Raw genomic sequence first — 23,827 nt, forward strand, 5'->3', positions numbered from 1 at the left:
ATTGTTATCTTAGATATTTTTAACATTTTACCAGATATTCCATATGATAAGCTACATGATAAATTTAAGCTACTATTAACACCCCAATTTCATGAGCATAGAATTATTATTCAAAAATGGGTCGATGGTCTTATTGATAGAGATAATAAGATAGTCAAAGAATTTCAGACCACATTTCACTCAAGTTTTTGGGAATTCTTTTTATTTGCTCTATTTAAGGAACTTGACTTTGAATTGGACCAGACACATGATAGACCTGATTTTATTATTAAAAAGACGGAAGAAATTTACATTGAAGCTGTTGTATCAAATATAAAGGCAAAAGGAGTTCCAGAAAAAGAGAGAGGTATGGAAGATATAATGTCCATGTTTATGCCACCGTATGAACAAACCGATTATTATAGTATTTTGGATGAAGCTATAATTCGTCAAGCAAATGCCATTTTATCAAAGAGAAATAAATTTATTGAAAATTATGTTAACTGTGATTGGATTAATAATGAAAAGCCTTATGTGGTGGCACTAAGTTCATACGACCAAATAAACTATGGTAGAGAATATATCTATCCTATGATGGCTTTATTATATGGAATGTACTATTGCCCAGAAAAAGAAGAATATGAAATAAGAGATTCAATTAAAAAGGTTGAGACAGGTGTAGATATCCCTATAGGAATTTTTAATAATCCTGATTATGCAGATATTTCGGCTATTTTATATACAAGCACAGTTACAATTGGAAAAATATCATCCTTAAATATATCAAACGGTAGATACTCAATAAATAATGTATATAGCTTATACAGAGATTATAACGATATAAAGGTGCCATATAAATTAAATATTGTTAGCCCCCAATCACCTGAATATCTATCTGATGGCATTTTCATCTTTCATAATCCAAACGCAAAGAATAGGCTTTCATTGGACTATTTTGCTGATTTAAATATTACACAATACTATAGCGTTGAAGATGGAATAGAATATTTGACAAACTCACCCACATTGGTTGTTAGGACGGATTTTCCAAGGTTTTTATCCGATGGGTTTGATTTACTAATAAGTGAATATACAAGACACTATAATAAACTAGGCATGAAAGAATTTTATGGTTACCAGCCGTTAGATGGTTCACCTAAAGAAGTTAAAGATATTGATTTTATGAATGATTGTTGTGTATTTATCATAAGTCAGGATAACGGTATAGATAGGGATGAAAATAATGTCTTAGTATGTAATTACGAAAGACCTACTGTAATGCCAGATGAGATGATACATAATGAGGCAATAAGAATTACAGATGAATTGCAAAAAGAAGCTAAGATCGGAGAACTTATCGGTATATATGTTGCACGTAATCATTCTCAATATGCATACATAAATAATTTTATTGATGAAAAAAATCCTAGGGGACAGATTTCAACCTTTTGCATTTATTCAAAAAACCTAGTGGATTATTCAATATATATTTCTTAAAATTATGAGAAATGGGACAAAAAAATAAGACTAACTTAATTGTTATCTTGTGTAAAAGAAAGATATTGACATGATATAACAATACCATTTATTAATGGTATTGTTAATAGGGGAAGTTATTAAAAAGGGTTGCTTAGGCAGCTCTTATCCGTTCTAGCAATTGTGGTAACAAGTTCTGATATTTAGGTTCAGTATAAATAAGAGTAAAACCTTTACCAGAGTGCCTAGCAACTTCTGAGAGAGCCAGATTCCCAATTTCTTTACAGATGTCTTTATAAGAGTAATCACAGAGGCACAGAGGCATCTCATTAGGAAAATTGAAATAGCCTTAAAATTTGATACCCTATGACAGTATTTTATTTTTATGAAATCAGGACTACTAATATCAAATATTTCTGAAACCTTTTCAATGACTACCTTTAGAGTTAGATCTCTATAATAAATATATCGTTCACTTCGATATTCATAAGGTTCTTTTGAGACGTATGCATCAATGATTTCAAACTGTTTCTGCTTTTGAGTAACATTGTTTCAGCTAGTTACAAACTCGGCATAAACTTTTTTAGCAGTATTAGGATTCTTGCTAAACTGATAAAGAATGAAATTAGTATTTAGCATACGATAATCATCATGATCATGACCTAAGTATACCTATAAGAGGAAAAAGCATAAGTATGAACACAGTCACTATAATTAGGCAGGTTCTTTGGGTTGTTGTGTATGTAAGCAGATACGATTAGGTTGTACAAATCTACATCAATTACTTTACTGATAAATCGACCTTGAAAGACTGGTCCATGTCTCTTAAATTTACGATTGTAATACTGAGCACTTAATTAATGAACAATTAATAATGAAAAATGTGTAATTATTTCTAGGGATCTGTTTTGGTGATATTATAGTATAGGTTTTCCTTTAAAACGTCTGTCAATAATCTTCAATTATTTATTAATTATTAACTTTCAATTATTAATTAACAAAGTGGTGGGGGGGTCCTACTACATTCTAATGTTCATCTTTATTTTTAGATATGATTACACATATCATATCATTAATGAAAATAGAGCATATTTTGTATTACTATTGACAGAACTCACCATTTGCTGTAATATAAAATTGTAAAATTCAACAGAAAAGGTGATGAAAGTCCGGCGTACCAGATGACATAAAATCAGTGGCATGGGTATGACTGGAAAAGAGTAGATAAAATCAATTCAATAGGATAAAAACGAGCTGTTTTAACAGTTTAGTTTTTGTGCCTAATGTTTGATTTTATTTTACTCTTAAACTTTTCTTCATCTTAGGAAGATTAGCCGTAGAGTAAAATCTACGGCTTTTTATTTGCCCAATTATTAAAGGAGAAAAAGGAGAAAACAATTATGTTCAACAGTATCAGTAAAATTTTAGGAAGACCACCTCTTTACACAAAAACAGAAGTTGCATTTTGGAATGATGAGCACATTTCTAAACAAATGTTAAAAGCTCACCTTGACCCCGAATTTGAAGGGGCAAGCAGAAAGTTGAAGTTCATAGAGAAGTCAATTGCACGGATAAAAGAAATCGTTCCCCCTTTGGATTATCCGCTGATTTTTGATATTGGGTGCGGTCCGGGGATATATGCCGAAAAATTCTCACAAGAAGGTTATCAAGTGACAGGGATTGATTTTTCAAAGCGTTCAATAGACTATGCAAAAAAATCGGCAATACAGCAGGGCTTAAATATTACTTATCTATATCAAAATTATTTGGATATGGATTTGAATACGGCTTTTGATTTTTCAACAATGATATATTGCGATTATGGAGCATTATCAACGTCTGACAGACAAACCATTATGAGCAAGGTATATCACCACTTAAAACCCGGTGGTAAATTCTTGTTTGATGTATTTTCAATGGCTAAATACAATGCTTTTCAAGAAAAGCAAATATGGGAAATCTGTCACAATGGCGGTTTTTGGCGGGAAGATAAATATCTTGAACTAAAAGGATGTTATAAATATTCAGACAATGTGACTTTAGAGCAAACCTCTATTATTTCAAATGGTGAAATGCTTTCTTACTATATATGGGATACCTGCTTTACACAAGAAACACTGGTGAAAGAAGCAAAAGAATCAGGATTTAAGGTATGCGAGGTATTTGGTGATGTTGCAGGAAGTTCTTATCAAAAGGACAGTTTCACTATTGCGATACTTTTAGAAAAGTAATCTTAGAAAACCTAGGGGTCACTTCATCCCGTCCCGTCTCTGGCCTTTCACCCTATGTGTATTGAAAATCAAAATCATTGTATTTACATCGCGTAAACACCTCGTAAATTCACCTGTTTGGCGCATAAGTGTTTCATTACCACAATGAAGCACTTGACTATTTCGTCTCAAATCAAAACTTCTCACATAAACCCCTCCAGTCAAACAATTATTTTGCTTAAGGGTTTTCTTTATATACCAAAATTTGAAATCAAAATCGGTTACCACCAAGTACTTTAATAGTTTGTTATGTATTTACTATTTGAAACTACAAAATAAACTAGTAATTTAGTATGCAGAGTTTACAACCCGTATTTGCGGTCTTTATTTTAAATTAATCTTTAGTGATGATATGATTTTAAAGATTATTCATTGCACGCTTATATTTTATTTCTATTAAAGCTCGTACTTCTTCATGATCTCTAGGGTCTAAATTACGGAATTTCATAATTAAATCAATTTCTTCTGGAGAGAATTCGTGAGAATCTTCGCCTGTAAGTAACCATTCCACAGAAATACCTAATGCTTTAGATATTTTATAACACGCGGTAGTATCAGGTGTTCGGATATCATTTACATAGTTACTAATTGCGTTTTTAGAAAGGTTTGTAATTCTGCACAAGTCAGTCTGTTTTAAATTAAGTGTATTCATTCTTTTAGATATTCTTTTTCCAATTCCTTCGAAATTTTCTTTCATAATATGTACCTTCTTAATGTTATAGCAAATAACAGCTCAAAATATATATAATCTTCTTTAATAATATATAGGCTATTACAAATTTTTCGTTATATCAGATAAATTTTGCTTTTCTTTTAATAATTTTTGTCCTTCAATAATAGTAATTAAGAGATTTTTTTCATCAATTGTCCAATTTTTAAGACTCTGTAAGGCATGGCACATTTCAGCATCTGAAAGTAATTCGCGTACTATAATTTCTATATCAACTTGTTCATTCAAGTCGTGGTAAGGGTGAGGATTATTTGTGCGACCCAAGAGGTAATCAATGGATACATTAAAAATATCTGCAAGTTTCTCTAGGTTATCGGGAGTTGGCATATTTTCTCCACTTTCATATTTGGTGTATGCTACTCTCGATATTTTGAGTATTTCCGCAATTTTTTCTTGTGTATATTTACTTTGTGATCTTAGTTCCTTTAATCTGGAGCTAAACATAAGGAAGACCCCCTCATATATTTTTTAAATAAAAATCTAAAATCTGTTGACAATGTAACTGTAGATTTATATAATGTAATCAATAGTTACAAGATGCAAGTTGCAGTATGCTTGCTCATTGAAACTTTTTAAGACACTAAAATAATCGTCACTCATTATAATTAACAAATACAACCATTATAAAAACCTGCCAGGAAAGCCTTATTTTTATAACGGAGTATCTTGTTTATTAAGTGAACAAAAATTGCAGATAAAATCAATAGGTATTACCAGTACCTGTACTTTTGGTGCCTTAAAATTAGTATACATTTATTTTTTAAATGTGTCTATATCTTCCAAACGAAAGGGGGTGTGAGTAGTATATTTTTTTACATGTGTTGTAAACGATTAACTAAAAGGAGGTTTTTAAATGGATTTACAGTTTTTGACCAAATGGGTAGGGGAGTTAGATGAGGAAAATGTCATTTGCTTTTTAAATGAGTTTATTGACGATACACCATCTGAGAGTGATGCCCAGGAAGTTGTAGCAGCTTGTCAGGAAGGAATGGCTGAAGTTGGAGAACTATTTGAAAAAGGTGAGTATTTCGTAGGAGATTTGATTTTTGCAGGGGAATTGTTGACGGAGGCTATTGAACTACTAAAACCTGTTTTGGGAAGTGATGATTCTACAAAAGTAGGGAGTATCGTATTAGGTACAGTTCATGGTGATCTACACGATATTGGTAAAAACATATTTAGAAGTATGGTTGAAGCAGCTGGCTTTGAAGTAATAGATATTGGGATTGATCAGCCAGTTAGCGCTTTTGTGAGCAAAGTCAAAGAGATCAAGCCTGATATTGTGGGGATGAGTGGTGTACTCACATTAGCACTGGAGGCAATGAAAGATACGGTAGAAGGATTACAGGAAGCGGGATTAAGAGATAGTGTGAAGATCATCATTGGAGGAAATCCTGTAACTAAAGAATCTTGTGCTCATATTGGGGCAGATGACTTTACAAATAATGCGGCAGAAGGTGTGAAAATATGCAAGGAATGGATTAAGTAAATCTAATATCACTCATAAAATAAATGTAGAGAGGATTGATATCTTGGAAAATATAGAAAATACAAGAGGAATTAAAGAACTACAAGTTGAGAGAAAAGAAAACATTCAAGCAGTGTATGACAACTTGGTACCTAGACGAGTGCCTATAAATGTAAGTTTAGGGTTGGATATAGTGGCTGAATATGCTGGTATAGATAGGAGGGAATCACTATGGGATCCTTTGCTTGTAGAATCTGCTGCCGATGAACTCTGTGACAGGATATTTTCTGATGTATGTGTGTATGGGGGCAAGATACATATGCCTTCCTATTACCAGGCAATGGGTTCAAAGAATTGTGTTATGAGCTCAACAGGTTTTATGCAACACCCAAATACTGTTGGTTTATTGGCTGAAGAATATGATGATTTTATCAATAATCCATTTGATTGTATCATTGAGAAAGTGTTGCCAAGAAATTATAAAGATCTTAATTTCTTGGAAGACCCTGCTAGATCAATGTTTACAATTGCCCAAGCTATGATGGCAAAGAATAAAAATATGGCTAAAACTGTGGGAATGATCAGACGTTTGACAGAAAAATATGGATACCCAGTGAATGAACCTGGAACTGGTGGTGGAGTATATGCGCCAATGGATATACTAACTGACAATTTGAGAAGTTTCAGTGGTATGAGTTCTGATATAAGAAGAGTGCCTAGTAAAGTCAAAGAAGCAGTGGAAGCACTATATCCATTGAACTATAAAGTTGGAATTCCACCTAAGATAACAAACTACGGAAATGTATTTTTCCCATTACATATGCCCACATTTATGAGGGAAAAAGATTTCAGTACATTATGGTGGCCTACGTGGTTCCGTCAAGTGAATGATTATGCGTCTATGGGATTACATTCAAGAGTTTTTTGTGAGCACGATTGGATGCGTTACTTGGATTATATCCAAGATCTACCTACTGATACTAGAATACAGTTTGAGTATGGAGATGCAAAGAAAATCAAAGAAAAGTTAGGAAATAAGTTTATATTAACATGTTTATTCCCACTCTCGGTGCTCACTACTTGTACAAAACAAGAGTGTATTGATAAAACTAAAGAATTTATTGACATAATGGCACCTGGGGGCAAATTCATTTTTGGATTTGACAAGAGTTCACTGGTGCTTTCGGATATCAACATTGAAAATCTTGTAGCTGTATGTGAGACTGTACGGGATTATGGAGTCTATTCTAATCCTGGAGATAAAGCTGGGCTATCATTTCATAAAGAAGATTATAAACACTCTGAAGTTAAGCCCTTTGAAAGCAAATATTATAGAACGTTTGAAGAGTACAAACGACAAAACCCTGAGACCCCTGAAATGGCAAAGAATACCGTCATGGAATTAGAAGATGCCATTGTAAGTTTTATATATTCACTTTGTCAATAGTAAACTATTTACACAAAAATATATATAAAGAGGTGTTGATAATGTCAGACCAAGTCGTAAATGAATCTTCTAAATTGACCCAACAAGAAGTTGAAGATAAGAAAAAACTTAAGTTATTAAAAATCCTATGGCCTGGCTCAGAGCTGGGTGGAGGATTCCAAAAAGCGTTTTTCGGTACTTATGTTACGTACTTACTTACGGATGTCTATGTATTATCGGTGGTACTTGCTGGAATGTTACAGTCAATACAAACGATAGTAAGTTGGGTATTTGGCCCTATGTTTGGTACATTTCTAGATCGATTTTCATTTAAGAAATCAAAATTTTGGCCTTGGATCTTAATAGGTTCCACTGTTTGCTACGGTGCCTATATTATTCTTTTTTCAATACCGGCACTTGGTGTAGATCCAAAGAACCTTGCCTATTTAGCTTTCTTCATGATGGTGGTCATTGCAATCAGTCAACCGATTCAAACGGTATCAAAATCAGCCATCTATCCTAAAATATCATCTGACCCCAAGGATCGTACTTTTCTTGCCACTACACAGAAAATCGGGAGAGATGGTGGCAAAGTAATCTTCGGTTATATGGTACCAGTCATGCTAATCTATTTCACTGCAACGTTCAAAGGAGTTGAAACATCAGCATATGCCATTACAGGATTGATCATTGGAGTCATAAGCTTGGCATTCTTTTTTGCACTGGCTTATGGGTTGAGAGGATCCTATGTTGAAAGAGAAGCAATGGAAGAAGAAATCACACAGGAAGGTAAAAAGAAAAAAATACCTATGACTGTAGTGTTAAAAACGGTATTTACGAATAAAGCCTTGCTTACGATGTTTTCATTTATGGCGATACATAAGACCTACTATTTCTTTCATTTAAATACGGCTGCCTACTTTTTTCAGTATTATTTTAAAGACTTTGGTAAGTTGGCGTTATTCATGGCAGCATTTAATCTTTCTGCTGTGGTTGGCGTCATGTTTGGTGGTTTATGGATTAAAGCATTTAAAGATTCTAAAAGAGGATTTGTGGCTTCGGGAATCTGCCATATCATTTTTTTAGGGATTATTACTTTCACAATGAAAAGTTTGTCAGCAAATGCTTTTATTATCTTAATATGTGGTTCAAGCTTTTTTGCTGGACTTTTAGAAGCGTTTATTATGCCACTTTTTGCAGGTGCTGCTGATTGGGGCGCTTGGAAATATGGGAAGAGACAAGACGGAATTACTATGTCAATATATTCAATCACAATTACAACAGGGGTACTTGTTTCAACTGTGATTAGAACATTTCTTATGGATAGGGCAGGATACGATGCAGCAGCCTATGCTGCAGGTGAAGCACCTTCAGCAGTGGTGCTTAATACATTAGCTTCAATGCAGTCGACGTTACCATTTATATTATCAATTATATGCATTGCAATTGTAGCATTTTTCTATCCGCTAAATGATAGTAAACTTGCCGAAATAAGAGATGAAATGAAGTTAAGAAAAGGACAAGTATAATAAAAGATTAAATAAATTAAACAAATTAAGAGAGTAGGTATAACAATTTAACTAAGTAGGTGATAAGTGAGAATAAGGTGACCTGCTCTCTGATTTAGATTTATACAGCTTGGTAATTGCTTAGATTAATAGTACTGGAGGTAAAAGCTTTGCATATTAAGGAAAAAAAGCATAAGATCAAAGATTTGATTACTATCATTGCTACTGCACTAGCTGTAATATTGGCAACATTTCATATCTATACTGGGGTAGCAGGTCTAATGTATACATATATACAAAGGGGTATTCATTTAGGACTTATTTTGATTATCACAATCCTTGGCTATTTAAATAAAGAAGAAAAAAGTCAGTTGTTTAATGTATGTATGTTACTAGCGACAATTATTTCATTCGCTTATTTATTTCTTAATATGGACTATATTTTAACTCGTTTGTGGGGGGCTCCATTAACCTATTTAGATGTTGTTACTGGCGTATTACTTTTTGCCGTTGTTTTAATTATGGGCATAAGAATTATTGGTTGGGCTTTACCCATTGTTATGCTTTTGTCTGTAGGGTATGGCTTTTTTGGTCAATACCTTAGTGGTATATTTCAACATGGTGGGTATTCTTGGAGATTTATGCTTGAACTAACTACCTGGAGCGAGATGGGTATTTTTTCACAGCCATTAGGTGTTTCGGCAACTTATTTATATATGTTTGTTCTGTTTGGTGCGTTGATTGATAAGATGGGTACAGGCTCTACATTGATGGATTTAGCTAAGATTTTAGCAGGTAGGCAAAAAGGGGGACCAGCAAAAGTCGCTATTTTTTCAAGTGCTATGATGGGAACTATTTCGGGTAGTCCAACGGCTAACGTTCTTACAACGGGTACTTTCACTATACCACTAATGGTAAAGCTTGGATTTGAAAAGGCATATGCGGGAGCTGTAGAAGCAGTTGCATCAACAGGCGGTATGATTCTTCCTCCTGTAATGGGTGTACTAGCCTTTGCAATGGTGGACTACTCTGGTATTCCATATTTTAATATTGTTAAAAGTGCTGCAATTCCTGCGATTTTATACTTTCTTGCTGTCTTTACTACTATCCATCTTCATGCACATAAACTAGATATGAAAATATTAGACATATCTAATATGAGCTCAGCAACTACACTCTTAAAAGATCAGTGGTGTACGCTAATTCCAATATTAATTTTAACAGTACCACTTATAATGGGATATACCCCTTTGTTGACCGTGAGTTGGGCAATATTATTATTAGTACCTATTAGTTTTTTGAATCGAGATAGTTCTAGATGGTTAACCCCTAAGAGATTAGTAACTGCTTTTACTGATGCTGCACGTAACATTGCAATGGTAGCGATTCCTTGTACATTAGCAGGAATTGTTGCAGGAGTGTTAGGGGTAACTGGTGTAGGTGTCCGTTTATCAAGCGTTCTTTTGGAAATTGCCAATGGTAATTTGCTTATTTTACTTATTCTTGTAGCTTTCATTACCCTGATAATGGGTACGGGATTACCATCCTTGTTAGCGTATTTAATTCAGATTCCAGTCACCATTCCAGCACTTGTGCAAATGGGGATTCCAACAATAGGAGCACATTTATTTGTAGTTTATTATTCTACACTATCTTTTATCACTCCACCAATAGGAGCATCACTCTATGCAGCTATGGCTATCTCTAAAGCTTCCCTGAGTAAGATCGGAAAAGAAGCAGTACTCGTCGGCATGGCAGCTTTTTTAATTCCCTTCATGTTCGTCTATAATCCTGCACTCTTGCTTTTAGAAAGCTTTAGTCTTAAAACGATACACATAATTTTGACATCAGTTTTAGGTGTTGTATTATTATCAATCTGTAATGAAGGGTTTTTATTTCAAAGATTATCTTGGTTTGTAAGACTTATTTTTGGAGCAGCAGCTTTAGCTTTAATTAGTCCCAATAGTATAGTAGGCATGATTACTATTCCAATAATTATTATCATGACTTTAAATTTAAAAAGGTTAGCTATCATCTCCGTAACAAAAGTAGAATTTAAAAAAAGTAATAGTTTTGAGTAAAGATAGTTGGATGAAGGGAGGAGGTGCGAATATATTAAGAAAGTATAATTAGATAAAACAAAAGGGGGAAAACAATTTTGAAAAAGTATAATATATTTTTGGTTATATTATTATTAAGCCTTTTTGTGTTTACAAGTTGTTCAAATGATGGAAAGGCTAATGAAGTAAATAGCAATGAAGTTCCTAGAGTTAGAATATTGACCGGACCTTCTGGATTGACTGTACATACTTTGGGAAGTACATTATCAGAATTCGTTAAAGATTCATTGCTTATTACAGTTGAACCAGGATCTACAAATGGTAATGTAATGACCGTAAATAGCAAAGAAGCGGAATTTGGTATTTCTATGACAACTTCGGTGGTTAATGGTTTTCATGGCACACACTTTTATGAAGATAAAGAAAAGTTAGAAAATATTCGGGTGATAGCCACTTTATGGCACCATTATATTTTACCAATTACAAATGATGAAGAATTAAAACATATTAATCAACTCAATGGTACAGAATTTACAGCTGGACCTCCAGGAGGGGATGCAGAACCTTTAGCAAAATTATTACTAAGTTATGTTGATTTAACAGAAGAAGATTATACAATTACACCATATAATTTTTCTGAGGCTGCTGAAGCATTAAAAAATCGCCAAATTGATTTGATGTTTGCTGGATCGCCTATGCCTAATAGTATTCATGAAGATTTGGGAAAGAGCATTGGTGGTCGTTATATAAATATTGGCAAGGAAAATGCAGAAAAGTTAGTTGAGGATTATGATGGATTATATCTTGTTGAATTAGAAGAAGGCGCATCAGGAGTGACTTTAGATAAACCATATTATACTGCTAGCTACCGAGCTGTTTTAATTACCCATAAAGATGTATCAGATGAAGATGTCTATGTAATGACAAAGGGGATATATGATAACTTTGAAAGATTGGGCAATGCCCTTGGTAATATGAGAACATTCCCAATCGAGGATCTAATGAGTGAAGTAGGGGACGTTCCCTATCATAATGGAGCATTACAATACTATCAAGAGGTAGGACTTGTTAAATATTAATTATTATTGTAGTGGTCGCTGCCCACAGCAACCCAAGACCCAATAGAATAGAACCGAGAGTTTTTTTGAAAGGAGTGACGATGGATAAAATCTTTTGTACTACAAACAGTCAAATGAGAAAAGATTCTTCGTCGCTTTGCTCCTCTGAATGACAATAGAAAATGCCCAAGCAACTACCCAGTCATCCAGCGAAGCGCGGTGCCCCGTTTATCGGGGTGGGATCTAAGACCCAAAAGTTATTCCCAAAAGTACTTGTTAGCAAAGTATTCATCGAGAATGGACACTAAGATTTCAGATCTTACATTGTTTATAAATACAATTTTTATGGTATAATTTAATTAGTAAGTTTTAATTAATTTCGGAGAAGGTGGTTTCAGATGTTTACTGTAAAGGATATTAGAGAATCAATAAATGATATTGTAGTTAATTATCCAATAAAGAAAATATCATTGTTTGGATCATATGCTGATGGCAGTGCAAATGAAGACAGTGACATTGATTTGCTTGTGGAATTTCTATCTTCCAATGTATCATTATTCATGTTATTTGATATAAAAGATGAAATTGAAAACAAATTGCAAAAACAAGTAGATTTAATTCATGCACCTATTGATGAAAATACATTAATCAAGATAAATAAGGTAATTAATATTTATGAACAATAGAGAATTTCAAATAATAAAAAAGATACTTTCTGAGATAGTTGTGATAGAGGAAATTGTTGAAGGATTTGCTTTAGAAGGATTTTCAACTGGTAGCATTATAAAGAATCCGTTTCATCGACATCAAAAATATCATCGGTTGAATCCACATAATTAGTCGATGCAATTTTTGCAATTGAGTCGGCTTCTTCAATTAGTTTTTCAACGGCAGGTCTAACCTTGCAATTGATATTCTTAAATTCATCTAATAACTTTTTGCCTGAATAACCTTGCTGTATCAAATCGGCTAATATTTCTTCAGCAAAAGCAGGGTCTTCTTTTTTTACTGGTGTAAGAATCAACATATTATTCGAGTATATACAGTCAAGTTCTTTATCTAAACCTAAAGCTTCAAAATATTTGGCTGGGATTGTAATCTGCCGTTTGCTTGAGATATTAATTCGGCGTTTCTCCATATGCGTAACCTCCGCATTTATTTTAGATACTAACATAAGTATATGCTCCTTTCATAAAAATATTCAAGTAAGGAAACCAAGATTCCTTACTTATATTATATGATTCAAAACAAATAATGTCAAATATATTAAAACGCCATCATTTTATCTCCAAGTATGCTTTTCTATATCGTAGTGGGGGAGAACTATTATCGTCTATGGGAAATAATACATGATAATATATCATTCAAATGGAATTTTTTACAATGATGATCGCTGGTAAATAGTTATTGTAGGGGGTAGCTGCCCACAGCGACCCGAGACCCAATAGAATCGACCCAGTACTGTATTTCGTAATTCTCGTCTGTTATAAATTGACAGATAAAAAACTAGATTTGTATCAAAAGGAAATAGATGAAAGAAAAGTAGAAAGTTCACTACAGTGTGTGAATATTATATTATGAGGCGCTTAACAGAATAGTGTTAGCGCCTTAAATAATAATAGAGGTGAGAATACATGAAAAGATCTCAGTTAATAGGATTGTTAATATCTATAGCAATTCTAGTAGGGATGCATTTTGTACCAATAACTCCATTATTAACTTTTGAAGGAAGAAATACACTGGGGATACTAGCAGTTGTACTTGTACTACTTATAACAGAACCATGGCCTATGGGAGTAACATGTATCTTATCTATAGCCTTATTAGTAATTTTTAAAAGTGTCCCTAATATACCTACTGCACTGACAGGTTATACTAATCCTATCGTATTCTTTGTATTAGCGTCCTTTGGGATATCTACTGCCATTACAAAAGTACCATTGTCTAGACGATTACTAAAATTTCTAATGATGAAATACGGAAAAAACATCGAAAAAATGCTGTTTGCTTTTATGCTTTGTAGTGCTGTAATTTCATCGGTAATTTCTAATGTGGCATCTACAGCTGTATTTATACCCATTATTATTAATTTTTTAAAGATTTATGAAGATAAGAAGGATCGATTAAAAACAGGCAAGGCTTTTATGATTGGTTTACCAGTTGCGAGTATGATAGGAGGTATGGCTACGCCGGCAGGTTCATCTCTTAATCTCATGACTATAGGAGTGCTTGAGGAACTTACAAATACTACTATAACCTTTGTTCAATGGATGTTTTGTGGGATACCTATTGTAATTATTATACTGCCTCTAGCTTGGCAAATCATTGTTAGAGTATATAGACCAGTAGAAATAAACAGTCGACAGATACATAATTATGTAAATCAGATTATAGTACCATCTAAAATGGACGGAAAAGAAAAGTATGTATTGACTCTTTTTATATCAATGTTTATTTTATGGATACTAGGTTCTTGGTTTCCTGCATTAAATATTACATTAGTAACTATTGTTGCATTTACACTACTGTTTATTCCTAATTATTCTATACTATCGTGGGAAGAATATTTAAATTCAGTAAGTTGGCCCGCTTTTTTTCTTGTAGCTAGTGTCATTTCTATTGGAAGTGCTCTAGTAACAAATGGCGTCAGTGATTGGTTAGTAGCAGTAGCATTTCCAAGCACACTGAATTTACCGGTATTTGGGATAACTTTTATAGTGGGAATAATGGTATTTTTAATGCTGATTCCTGTCCCAGTAGCTCCAGCCTTGATTCCCATATTAGGAGCACCTTTAGTAGGTTTAGCAACTAATACAGGAGTAAGTCCAGTGCTTACAGTAATGACTTTAGGTCTTTGTGTTGCAAATTGTTTTTTATTCCCAATAGATACAGTGCCTGTTCTGACTTATATGACTGGGTATTATAAAATTAACGAAATGCCTAAATCCACAGCTATTATTCAAGTGTTAATTGCTATAGTAGTTGCATTTTGGTTGCCTATAGCTTTGAGAATTTTAGGTTTTCTGTGATAACATATTATTCTTGTAGCATGTTGAAGTGACTGAGAGGAGAAAGATTCCACGTCGCATCGCTCCTCTGAATGACGATTAAAGGAATACGGACAATGGAAAGAACACTGACACAAAAAAAAGACCTGAGTCATCCAGAGCGGAGCGCGGTGCCCCGTTTATCTGGGTGGGATCTAAGACCCTAGGGGTATTCTCTCATAGGTATTAATTATTAGTGTGTAATAAAGTATTCGCTGAGAGTAAGACAGAGGCATAAGATCCCACGTCGCTGAAGCTCCTCTGGATGACTGAGAGGAGTCAGATTCTTCGTCACGTTGTTCCTCTGAATGACAGGGAGGGGTGTGTGGTAAGATCCCACGTCGCAAGGCTCCTCTGGATGACGGGAGCGTGGGTTATTTTTTCTTCAAAAATTGATCTTCAAATTCATTAGAGGGTAAGGGTTTACTAATATAATAGCCCTGAATTTCTTCACAGCCTAGTTCCACTAAAACATCGTATTGTTCTTTGGACTCTACACCTTCTACGATTAAACGATTGTCTAGACTTTCTGATAGTAATAAAAAAAACTTTGTGATATTATATGCGTTTTCGTCTTGATGGATATTGTCAATAAATTGTTTTGCTATTTTTATACGGTCAAAAGGAAAATATTTATAGGTACTAAAAGATGAAAATCCTGTCCCAAAATCGTCAAATGAAATTGAAACACCCATATTTTTTAATTCTTGAAGTGCAGCATATGTATCCTCATTATGGACCATGGCTATGCCTTCTGTTATCTCAAGATCTATCCACTTAGGGTTAATATCATATTCATGAAAAAGTTGTTCAATCATGGGCACGAAGTTATCATCCATAAGTTGTTTTGGAGAAATATTAATCCCCATAACAAGTTGTAATTGGTACTTATTATTCCAAAGGGAAATTTGTTTTAATGCGTTAATTAACACAAATTTGCCGATTGAAATTATTTGATTTATCTCTTCAGCAATTGGGATAAACTCTACTGGAGAAATAGATCCTCTTAAGGGATTATTCCACCTGATTAATGCCTCCATACCAATAAGCTTATTCTCAACAATATTTAATTGTGGCTGAAAAACTAACTGAAATTCATTTTCATAATCCATATTAGATAACAAATACATAATGTCATTTTTTCTTCTGATTTTTTTGGACATATCATTATCATAAATAACAAACTTATTTTGTCCTTGTTCTTTAGCCTCGTACATGGCGAAATCTGCATTATTAATTAAGTCATCGATATTAGTATTACAATGACCAAAGGAAATCCCTATGCTCATAGAAATGTTAAATGAAAAGTTATCTATTTGAATAGGCTCAGCTATACTTGCTATGATTTGTTCTGCAAAGGTATGTATATCATTCATATTTAAAATACCAACTTCACAAACAATCACAAACTCATCGCCACCAAAATGACATAGGGTAGAGTCATTATATCGCACTTGGGATAATCTTTTAGAAACCTCAACGAGTACTTGATCTCCTGTTTTATGACCATGCTGATCGTTTATTGATTTGAATTTATTTAAATCAATAAATAGAGCTACGATATTAGAAAAACTAGGAAGATTTGAAATGATTTCTTCAGCCTTATTTTTGAAATATCTTCTATTATATAAGTCTGTTAACATATTCTTATTTGACATATTATGAAGCAACAGATTTTTGTCTGTTAACTCTTTAGTTCGTTCTTTAATTCTCAGCTCTAGTTCCGCATTTAAATTTGTTTCTTTTTCCAATAAAAATTCATTTTGTATTGCGAGCTGTATATAATTGCTTGTACTTTTATAAACAAAAATGGACACAGAAAAAAACAAAACATCTGACGTAATAAAGCCATCTTCGTGAATCAATAAAATTAATATTGGAAGAAAAAGAAATACTTTATTATTCATACCTACATTAGAGTAGTCATAGCGATAAAACTCATTTTGTAATTGTTTGTCACTATTTATTACAAAAGCTCCTGCAATTAGTACCATTGAAAGTATATAGAAGGAATCGATTAATGTATTAGGTATATATCGAGAATGAAATTCCAGATAGTACCATACTATATCTGTGATTGAATAGAGAACCGTACCTGTTGTCATTAAACGAATAGATAAGGGTATTTTTCCTCCACGTATAGATAGATACCAAATAGTGATAATTGTAAATATTAAAATATCTAAGATAATATTAATTAATGATATTAATCCAAAATCCAATACTAACTGAATTGTTTGTATATCTCTATTTAGAAATAATGCCCAGAGCAAATACAATACTGAAATACAAGAAATAAGAAAATCAATAGTTAATTGAAATTTATTCCATTTTTTAAATTTTTCTACAATATAAAGCATTACTGCAATAAAGAATAGTAGATTAGTTACCGTATATATAAGAGTGATAGTAAGACTACTTCCAGGATCAACAAGATTTGCATAATCAAATATTCCCCATAAAACTTCAGCAAGAGCATAAAAAAGACAACCAATACTTAAGGATAATCCAAATATTTTGATTATGGACCACGGAATGCCATTAATATATTTGAATATAAAGATGAATGCAAAAAAAGGTCCAATAGGCGACAAAATATTCCCCAACAAATTTAAGTTAAGAATTGTACAATATAGATATATAAAATAATAAAGAGCCAGTAGTAATAGAATTGCATTCGATTTTTTGATCATGTTCACCCCATATATTTATATATATATTAATCGGACATTTTCTGATAAAATTAATGAATTAAAGAAATATATGAGTTATTCTATTAGTGTAGGATCTTAATATTAATTTAATCTTAAATATTCACACAAAAGTTATTTAAATCGGCAATAGTCACAATATTTATTGCTTTTCTTTCATTCCGAACACTTTAGGACTCTTAAAATGAACCCATAGGTTCAATTGTCAAGCAAATAATATATTATAAACCAATCTAATGAGGCTGTAGTACTAGATAATTAGTACACAGCCCCTTTTAAGTGGTAAAAATAAATCCTAACGTTGACCTCTTATTCCTTCACTTCTATTCTCTTTATTAGCAACCAACTAAGTCCCATAAATACTATAAACATTGAAAAGAAAGTAATTATGGCGTGAGATGGCGTTTGATTTGAGAAACCAAAGGCAAAATCTAAAGTATTAACAATCATATGAATGATTTCACCATTTGTTACTATTGAATCTATAACAGGTAAAATAATGAACAACCCAGCCGGCACACCTATTGAGATTGCAATTTTCCCATATTTGGGCAATCGGTAGTATAAGATTGTGATAAAGTAACCCATTGCAATAAAGCTCATAAAAAGACAGATGTTAAATATCAAGCTTTCAATATGCATTTGAAAAGTAGTGATATACTCAACACGGGTTTGATAAATTTGTTCAAACAGGCTTTGGAGAATCAACATCTCACTTGAAACACCTGACGCGAGCTTGTCTAGCAAGACAATCGCCTTATCAATAAGTGCCATTACTATACCTACAGAAATCATAGTTAATACTTTTCCAATAAACATTGTTTTTCTTGAAATACCATTTTGTATCATCATATGAAAGCTTTCTTTAAATGTACATAATCCCAACACAAATAGAAATATGGCAGAAGAACTATCGAACCCATTGAATTGACCTGGTACATTGTTGTCGTTCGTAACACTAATTCCTACAAAAATGTGTAATGCAAGAAAGATACATACTATGATTAAGTAAAACTGTATGATTGCTTTTTTATGTTCAGCAAATTGAAATTTATAGGCTACTTTCAAATTCATTTCTATCATCTCCTAACTCATTTGTTAACTGAATAAATAACCTTTGCAAATCTAGCTTTGTTGTCTCAACACCATCTGGTAAGGTTGACTTATTGATTTCTCCCAATATATACGCAGTTTTTAGCCCACCGAGAGAATCATACCCTATTACATTTTTATATTGTATATAAGTATCTACAATTGTCTTACTACCAGAAACCGTATATCCTTTAGAAAGCAATGCCTCACAAGATTCATTTCTTATAATCTTACCATCTTGGATAATTACGATATCTTCAATTACTTGGGATACCTCTTCTATAAGATGGGTGGAAATAACAATAGTACATGGATGATCGCTAAATTTTTCTATCAACAACTTGTAGAATAAATCTCTGTGATTCGCATCTAATCCTAGGACTGGTTCATCAAGAAGAATAAATGGAGTATTAACTGACAATGCAATTGTTATCTTAAATATAGATGTATACCCAGTGGATAGAGATGTTATAGGCTTTTTTATGTTTAATTTAAACATTTGTGCAATCTTCTTTGCATACGTTTCATCAAAATCAGGATAGAATATTTTTGTCCATTTATAAGCATCTTTTATTTTCATTTTTTCTGGATAATAAGTTTTTTCACTCATTAAATACATGCTCCCTAAAGCAGTATCATTATTAGTTGTAGATATACCGTTAATCAATACCTGACCGCTATCTGGGAAAATACGATTAGTGAGTATATTTAGTAATGTTGATTTACCTGCACCGTTTCTACCAAGAAGTCCATATATCTTGTTTTGCTCAAAGTTAATCGTCACATGATCAAGAGCACATACATCACCGAATGTTTTACTAATATCCTTAACTTCAATACTATTCATTGCTCAACCCTCTTTCTATCATTAATACAATTTCAGATTTGCTTATATTAAGTCTATTTGCTTCAGCAATAAGATTATTGATGTAATTGTCAAAAAACTGTTCCTTTCGCTTTTCTCTGAGCTTTTCAACTGCTCCCTTTGTAACAAACATGCCAAGTCCCCTTTTTTTATAAACCATTCCACTATCCACTAAAATATTAATACCTTTTAAAGCAGTTGCAGGATTAATCTTGTAATTGACAGAGAACTCAGTGATAGAAGGAATTTGGCTTTCTTCAGTGAAAATGCCAGATAGTATAGCGTCTTCGATACCGTCAGCAATCTGAATAAATATAGGCCTTTCATCTTTTAAATCAATTATCAATAAAGAATCTCCTTTCATACTATCTTAGTTAGTTGGTTAAGTAACTAACTATAGTGTAAAGTCAAAATTCTATTTTGTCAAGAAGAATAATAACTCCATTAATTTTTCAAGGAAGAAGTACCTTGGGGATACTAGCAGTGGTACTTGTTTTACTTTTAAAATAACCATGGTAAATGCTATAAGTAGATTTTGAGGTTATAAGATCCCACGTCGCTGAAGCTCCTCTGGATGACTGAGAGGAGTTAGATCCCACGTCGCTGAAGCTCCTCTGGATGACGAGGGAAGAGTCAGATCCCACGTCGCTGAAGCTTATCTGGATGAGGAGGGAGACTGAATTAATTTCGTAGATAATGGAATTATTAATAAAAATGTAATAAAAATGAAATAAATTTTTACATAATTAATGATATAATGCTAAATTAATTATAGTAAGAGAAGTAAAATATATACAAGTTATTGTAATTACTATGCATTGTAGTAATTACAAAAAATAAATGAGGTGTTACAAATGATAGAAGAAATAAAAATAAGTATAATTGTGCCCGTATACAATGTTGAAAAGTATTTGAGAAAATGTTTGACATCTTTAGTAAATCAAACTCTTAAAGAGATTGAGATAATTATAATAAATGATGGAAGTCCTGATAATAGCCATTTAATTATAGAGGAATTTCAAAATGAATATCCTACTATAATTAGATCAGAAAGAATCGAAAATAATGGAGTTGCAGGTGCTAGAAATTTAGCTTTGGACATGGCTAAAGGAGAGTACATTGGCTTTGTAGATAGTGATGATTATGTTGATTTAAGAATGTTTGAAGAGCTATATAATAAAGTTAAAAGATGTAGTGCTGATATTTCAGTATGTGGCTATTATATAGAGAAGAAAGGCGTTATAAATGCAAAACAATTGGGAAACGAATACGAATATGATCAATCTGTATTAGAAAACCCCAACATATTTATTGAAGGAACACCGTATTTATGGAATAAAATATTTAAAAGAGAAGTTATAGAGAGTCATAATATTAGATTTAAGAAGTATAAAATTTTTGAAGATTTACTTTTTACATATGAGGTATTTTTAAAATCAGAAAAAATAGTAAAAGTTGACAAAAGCCTATATTATTATATAAAGGATCGTGAAGAATCTGTAACAGCTACGTTCAGTTCAAAATTTGATGATGTTTTTTTAGTGATGAAAGAATTAAAAGAATTTTACCAAAAAGATAACAATTTTAATGTTTTTGAAGAGTATATCACTTACATAGCACTACACCATATATATTTGAGATTTACTAGTCAAATAGAATTTTCTTCAATTCTATTAAAATATAGATTTGTATCTTCATCATTTAAATTTTTGGATACTGAATTTCCAAAATGGAAAGAAAACTTTTATTTCGATAAGAATAGAAAAAAAAATAGCAATTCAGGTGCAATATACTGGACAGCGAAGTCTTTAAAACAAACCCAAATACGTAAGTATGCAAAAAAGTTATCTAAAGCTAAAGTTATTAAAATTGGTTATAGATTTCAAATGAAGTACGATAACTCACAAGTGAATGAATATAATATTTTTATTGATTCTCAACATGGAAAAGATTTAAATGGAAATATGTTTTATATTATTAAGGAGTTACTTTTAAATAAAAGTTTTGAAATGTATAAAATACATATTGCTGTAGATGAAAGTTTAATAGGAGAATTCCAAAGTAAATTAACTTTTTATAAATTAAGTAATTATGAATTAGTAGTTGTTGATAGTGATGAATTTTTGGTTGCTCTTACAACTGCAAAGTATATTTTCTCTGATACTAGTTTACCTTTATACTTTATAAAAAAGGATGAACAAGTTTATTTGAATACATGGCATGGAACACCTTTAAAAACTTTAGGGAGAAAAGTCAATAACGACTTTTACAATATAGCAAACTTACAAAAGAACTTCCTTATGTCTGATTTTTTGTTATATCCTAGTGAATATATGATGAATACTATGATAGAAGACTATATGCTATATTTAAAAAGTAATACTATATTATTATGTGGGTACCCCAGAAATGCAGTCTTTCTGAATAAAGAAAGTGGAGCAGAAATAAAGGTGAAGGATAAACAAACGATAGCATATATGCCTACTTGGCGTGGCACATTATCTGATATAAATAACGATAATTATTTTAAAGAATTAAATGATTTCTTTAATGAAATTGAAGCTAGTTTAAGAGATAATCAGATTTTTTATCTTAATGTTCATCCTTATGTAAAAGATTATATTGATATAAGTAGTTTCAAAAAAATAAAACTGTTCCCCAAAGAATATGAAACCTATGAGTTTTTAAACTCTTGTGATATTTTAATAACAGACTATTCAAGTGTGTTTTTTGATTTTGCATTAACGGGCAAAAAAATTATACTGTTTACTTATGACGAGGAAGAGTATTTGGCTGAGCGTGGATTATATTTTCCTTTATCTGAATTACCTTTTGCAAATGTTAAAGACATTAAATCTTTATTCGAAGAAATAAATAATGACTCTATTACAAATTATAGTGATTTTATAGAAAAATATTGTAAATACGACAAAGCAGATGTTGTACAAGGCATTTGCGATATGATGATATTAAAAAGAAAAACAAATATTAATATAGTTAGCACTCAAAAGGTTAAGAAGAATATTTTAATTCAATCTAATAATTATTTACGTATTGAGGAAAATAGTAATATATTAGAATTGCTAAGTAAAAATGAAAATAGTAAGTACAATATATATCTTGGTTATATTAATAGTATGCTTAGAAAAAACAAAAAATTCTTATTAGATATTCCTGATAATGTTTGCTATATGGGTCAATTGAGGAGTTTTCCAAACATTTCTCTATCTGACAAGATATTAAAATATATGTTAATAAGATTTCCGAAGATATATAAATTATTTAATAAAAAGGTTGATAGAGTATTTTTAAATGAATTAAATAGAATATATCCTAATATAGATTTTGAATACTTAATTATGTATAATGAAAAATCTATCAAAAGATTGTATTTATTTTCGTATCTCGATTGTTTTAAGGTTATTTATATTTCTTCTACTAAGAATTTAAATAGACTTTATAGATTATATGATAGGTATGATAAAATCATTGTAAATAACATAGAAATAAAAGATAGTATATCAGAGTACATTTCTGAGTCTAAAATTCATGTAAAGGAAAGTAATACTATAGATGAATTTATTAGCGAGGGCATTCAAACTATTTCGCATAATATTTAAGTACAGATATAATAATTTACAGTTTTACTGTTACAAGGACACAGTTGTTCTAAAAAAAATCAATGTATAAGGATTCTGAGGTTATAAGATCCCACGTCGCAAGGCTCCTCTGGATGACTGAGAAGAGTCAGATTCTTCGCACTTAGTTCCTGTGGGTGACAATTAAAGGAATACTGATAATGGAAAGAACACTGACACAAAAAAGACCCGTGTGGCAGACCCTAGTCATCCAGAGCGGAGCGTGGGATCTAAGACCCTAGGGTATTCTATCACAGGTATTAATTAATAGCGTGTAATAAAGTATTCGCTGAGAGCAAGACAAAGGCATAAAAAGATAAAAAATAATCATCCTGCCCAGTCCGCAGGATGATTATCTAAACTAATCACTGTGTGGCAATCGCATTTTTGCGATTCCGATTACCGTTTACTTCATAAATATATTATACCATAAAAATTAGAAAGGTAAACAGTGTTTATTTAGGAAATGCAAGTGATTCTTGATAAATATGTGCAGGGA

At 32.0% G+C, this 23,827-nt stretch carries 17 protein-coding genes; 10 read left to right on the top strand and 7 right to left on the bottom strand.

Annotated features, from left to right (window positions below; translation table 11 throughout):
- The first annotated feature begins 234 nt into the window (after nucleotides 1–234).
- On the top strand, nucleotides 235–1,476 hold the full coding sequence (locus GC105_RS10125) for a hypothetical protein (RefSeq protein WP_152804359.1): 1,242 nt from the start codon (nucleotides 235–237) through the stop codon (nucleotides 1,474–1,476).
- Between the two features lie 1,379 nt (nucleotides 1,477–2,855).
- Nucleotides 2,856–3,686 (top strand): class I SAM-dependent methyltransferase, encoded by an 831-nt coding sequence (locus GC105_RS10130; RefSeq protein WP_152804361.1) that lies wholly within the window; start codon nucleotides 2,856–2,858, stop codon nucleotides 3,684–3,686.
- A 397-nt stretch (nucleotides 3,687–4,083) separates the two neighbouring features.
- On the opposite strand, the gene GC105_RS10135 is transcribed toward GC105_RS10130, so the two are convergent.
- Both GC105_RS10135 and GC105_RS10140 read right to left on the bottom strand, forming a co-directional pair.
- On the bottom strand, nucleotides 4,084–4,422 hold the full coding sequence (locus GC105_RS10135) for a helix-turn-helix domain-containing protein (RefSeq protein WP_152804363.1): 339 nt from the start codon (nucleotides 4,420–4,422) through the stop codon (nucleotides 4,084–4,086).
- Between the two features lie 75 nt (nucleotides 4,423–4,497).
- Nucleotides 4,498–4,899 carry a helix-turn-helix domain-containing protein gene (locus GC105_RS10140; RefSeq protein ID WP_152804365.1) on the bottom strand — a complete coding sequence of 134 codons (402 nt, stop codon included), beginning with the start codon at nucleotides 4,897–4,899 and terminating at the stop codon, nucleotides 4,498–4,500.
- A 409-nt stretch (nucleotides 4,900–5,308) separates the two neighbouring features.
- Here GC105_RS10140 and GC105_RS10145 point away from each other — a divergent pair, with 409 nt between their 5' ends.
- The 6 genes from GC105_RS10145 to GC105_RS10170 all read left to right on the top strand — a co-directional run bounded on the left by GC105_RS10145 (nucleotide 5,309) and on the right by GC105_RS10170 (nucleotide 12,661).
- A complete protein-coding gene (locus tag GC105_RS10145) occupies nucleotides 5,309–5,944 on the top strand; it encodes a cobalamin B12-binding domain-containing protein (RefSeq protein WP_152804367.1) in 636 nt (211 codons plus the stop codon).
- A 43-nt stretch (nucleotides 5,945–5,987) separates the two neighbouring features.
- Complete coding sequence (locus GC105_RS10150) at nucleotides 5,988–7,370, top strand: uroporphyrinogen decarboxylase/cobalamine-independent methonine synthase family protein (protein ID WP_152804369.1); 1,383 nt, start codon at nucleotides 5,988–5,990, stop codon at nucleotides 7,368–7,370.
- Between the two features lie 41 nt (nucleotides 7,371–7,411).
- Nucleotides 7,412–8,878 (top strand): MFS transporter, encoded by a 1,467-nt coding sequence (locus tag GC105_RS10155; protein WP_152804371.1) that lies wholly within the window; start codon nucleotides 7,412–7,414, stop codon nucleotides 8,876–8,878.
- 149 nt (nucleotides 8,879–9,027) lie between these two features.
- The gene (locus GC105_RS10160; RefSeq protein ID WP_193708371.1) at nucleotides 9,028–10,938 is read left to right on the top strand and encodes a TRAP transporter permease; all 1,911 of its coding nucleotides are present in this window, start codon (nucleotides 9,028–9,030) and stop codon (nucleotides 10,936–10,938) included.
- 77 nt (nucleotides 10,939–11,015) lie between these two features.
- The gene (locus tag GC105_RS10165; RefSeq protein WP_152804375.1) at nucleotides 11,016–11,996 is read left to right on the top strand and encodes a TAXI family TRAP transporter solute-binding subunit; all 981 of its coding nucleotides are present in this window, start codon (nucleotides 11,016–11,018) and stop codon (nucleotides 11,994–11,996) included.
- Between the two features lie 377 nt (nucleotides 11,997–12,373).
- The gene (locus GC105_RS10170; protein ID WP_152804377.1) at nucleotides 12,374–12,661 is read left to right on the top strand and encodes a nucleotidyltransferase family protein; all 288 of its coding nucleotides are present in this window, start codon (nucleotides 12,374–12,376) and stop codon (nucleotides 12,659–12,661) included.
- 95 nt (nucleotides 12,662–12,756) lie between these two features.
- Here the strand turns inward: GC105_RS10170 and GC105_RS10175 are convergent, their stop codons facing one another.
- Nucleotides 12,757–13,113, bottom strand: coding sequence for an AbrB/MazE/SpoVT family DNA-binding domain-containing protein (locus GC105_RS10175; protein ID WP_246169819.1), 357 nt, complete (start codon nucleotides 13,111–13,113; stop codon nucleotides 12,757–12,759).
- Nucleotides 13,114–13,609: 496 nt separating this feature from the next.
- Between GC105_RS10175 and GC105_RS10180 the strand changes: the two genes are divergently transcribed.
- Complete coding sequence (locus tag GC105_RS10180) at nucleotides 13,610–15,004, top strand: SLC13 family permease (RefSeq protein WP_152804381.1); 1,395 nt, start codon at nucleotides 13,610–13,612, stop codon at nucleotides 15,002–15,004.
- A gap of 392 nt (nucleotides 15,005–15,396) precedes the next feature.
- Here GC105_RS10180 and GC105_RS10185 read toward each other — a convergent pair whose 3' ends face one another.
- The 4 genes from GC105_RS10185 to GC105_RS10200 all read right to left on the bottom strand — a co-directional run bounded on the left by GC105_RS10185 (nucleotide 15,397) and on the right by GC105_RS10200 (nucleotide 20,036).
- Nucleotides 15,397–17,715: a putative bifunctional diguanylate cyclase/phosphodiesterase gene (locus GC105_RS10185; RefSeq protein WP_152804383.1), complete on the bottom strand. Its 2,319-nt coding sequence runs from the start codon at nucleotides 17,713–17,715 to the stop codon at nucleotides 15,397–15,399.
- A 327-nt stretch (nucleotides 17,716–18,042) separates the two neighbouring features.
- Nucleotides 18,043–18,807, bottom strand: coding sequence for a hypothetical protein (locus GC105_RS10190; RefSeq protein ID WP_152804385.1), 765 nt, complete (start codon nucleotides 18,805–18,807; stop codon nucleotides 18,043–18,045).
- On the bottom strand, nucleotides 18,785–19,672 hold the full coding sequence (locus GC105_RS10195) for an ATP-binding cassette domain-containing protein (protein WP_152804387.1): 888 nt from the start codon (nucleotides 19,670–19,672) through the stop codon (nucleotides 18,785–18,787). The genes GC105_RS10190 and GC105_RS10195 overlap by 23 nt, the downstream gene beginning before the upstream one ends.
- A complete protein-coding gene (locus GC105_RS10200) occupies nucleotides 19,665–20,036 on the bottom strand; it encodes a GntR family transcriptional regulator (RefSeq protein WP_152804389.1) in 372 nt (123 codons plus the stop codon). The genes GC105_RS10195 and GC105_RS10200 overlap by 8 nt, the downstream gene beginning before the upstream one ends.
- A 508-nt stretch (nucleotides 20,037–20,544) precedes the next feature.
- Between GC105_RS10200 and GC105_RS10205 the strand changes: the two genes are divergently transcribed.
- The gene (locus tag GC105_RS10205) at nucleotides 20,545–23,310 is read left to right on the top strand and encodes a bifunctional glycosyltransferase/CDP-glycerol:glycerophosphate glycerophosphotransferase (protein ID WP_152804391.1); all 2,766 of its coding nucleotides are present in this window, start codon (nucleotides 20,545–20,547) and stop codon (nucleotides 23,308–23,310) included.
- Nucleotides 23,311–23,827: the final 517 nt, after the last annotated feature.

Origin of the sequence: Alkalibaculum sporogenes, assembly GCF_009362815.1 — a bacterium.
Taxonomy (GTDB): domain Bacteria; phylum Bacillota; class Clostridia; order Eubacteriales; family Alkalibacteraceae; genus Alkalibaculum_A; species Alkalibaculum_A sporogenes.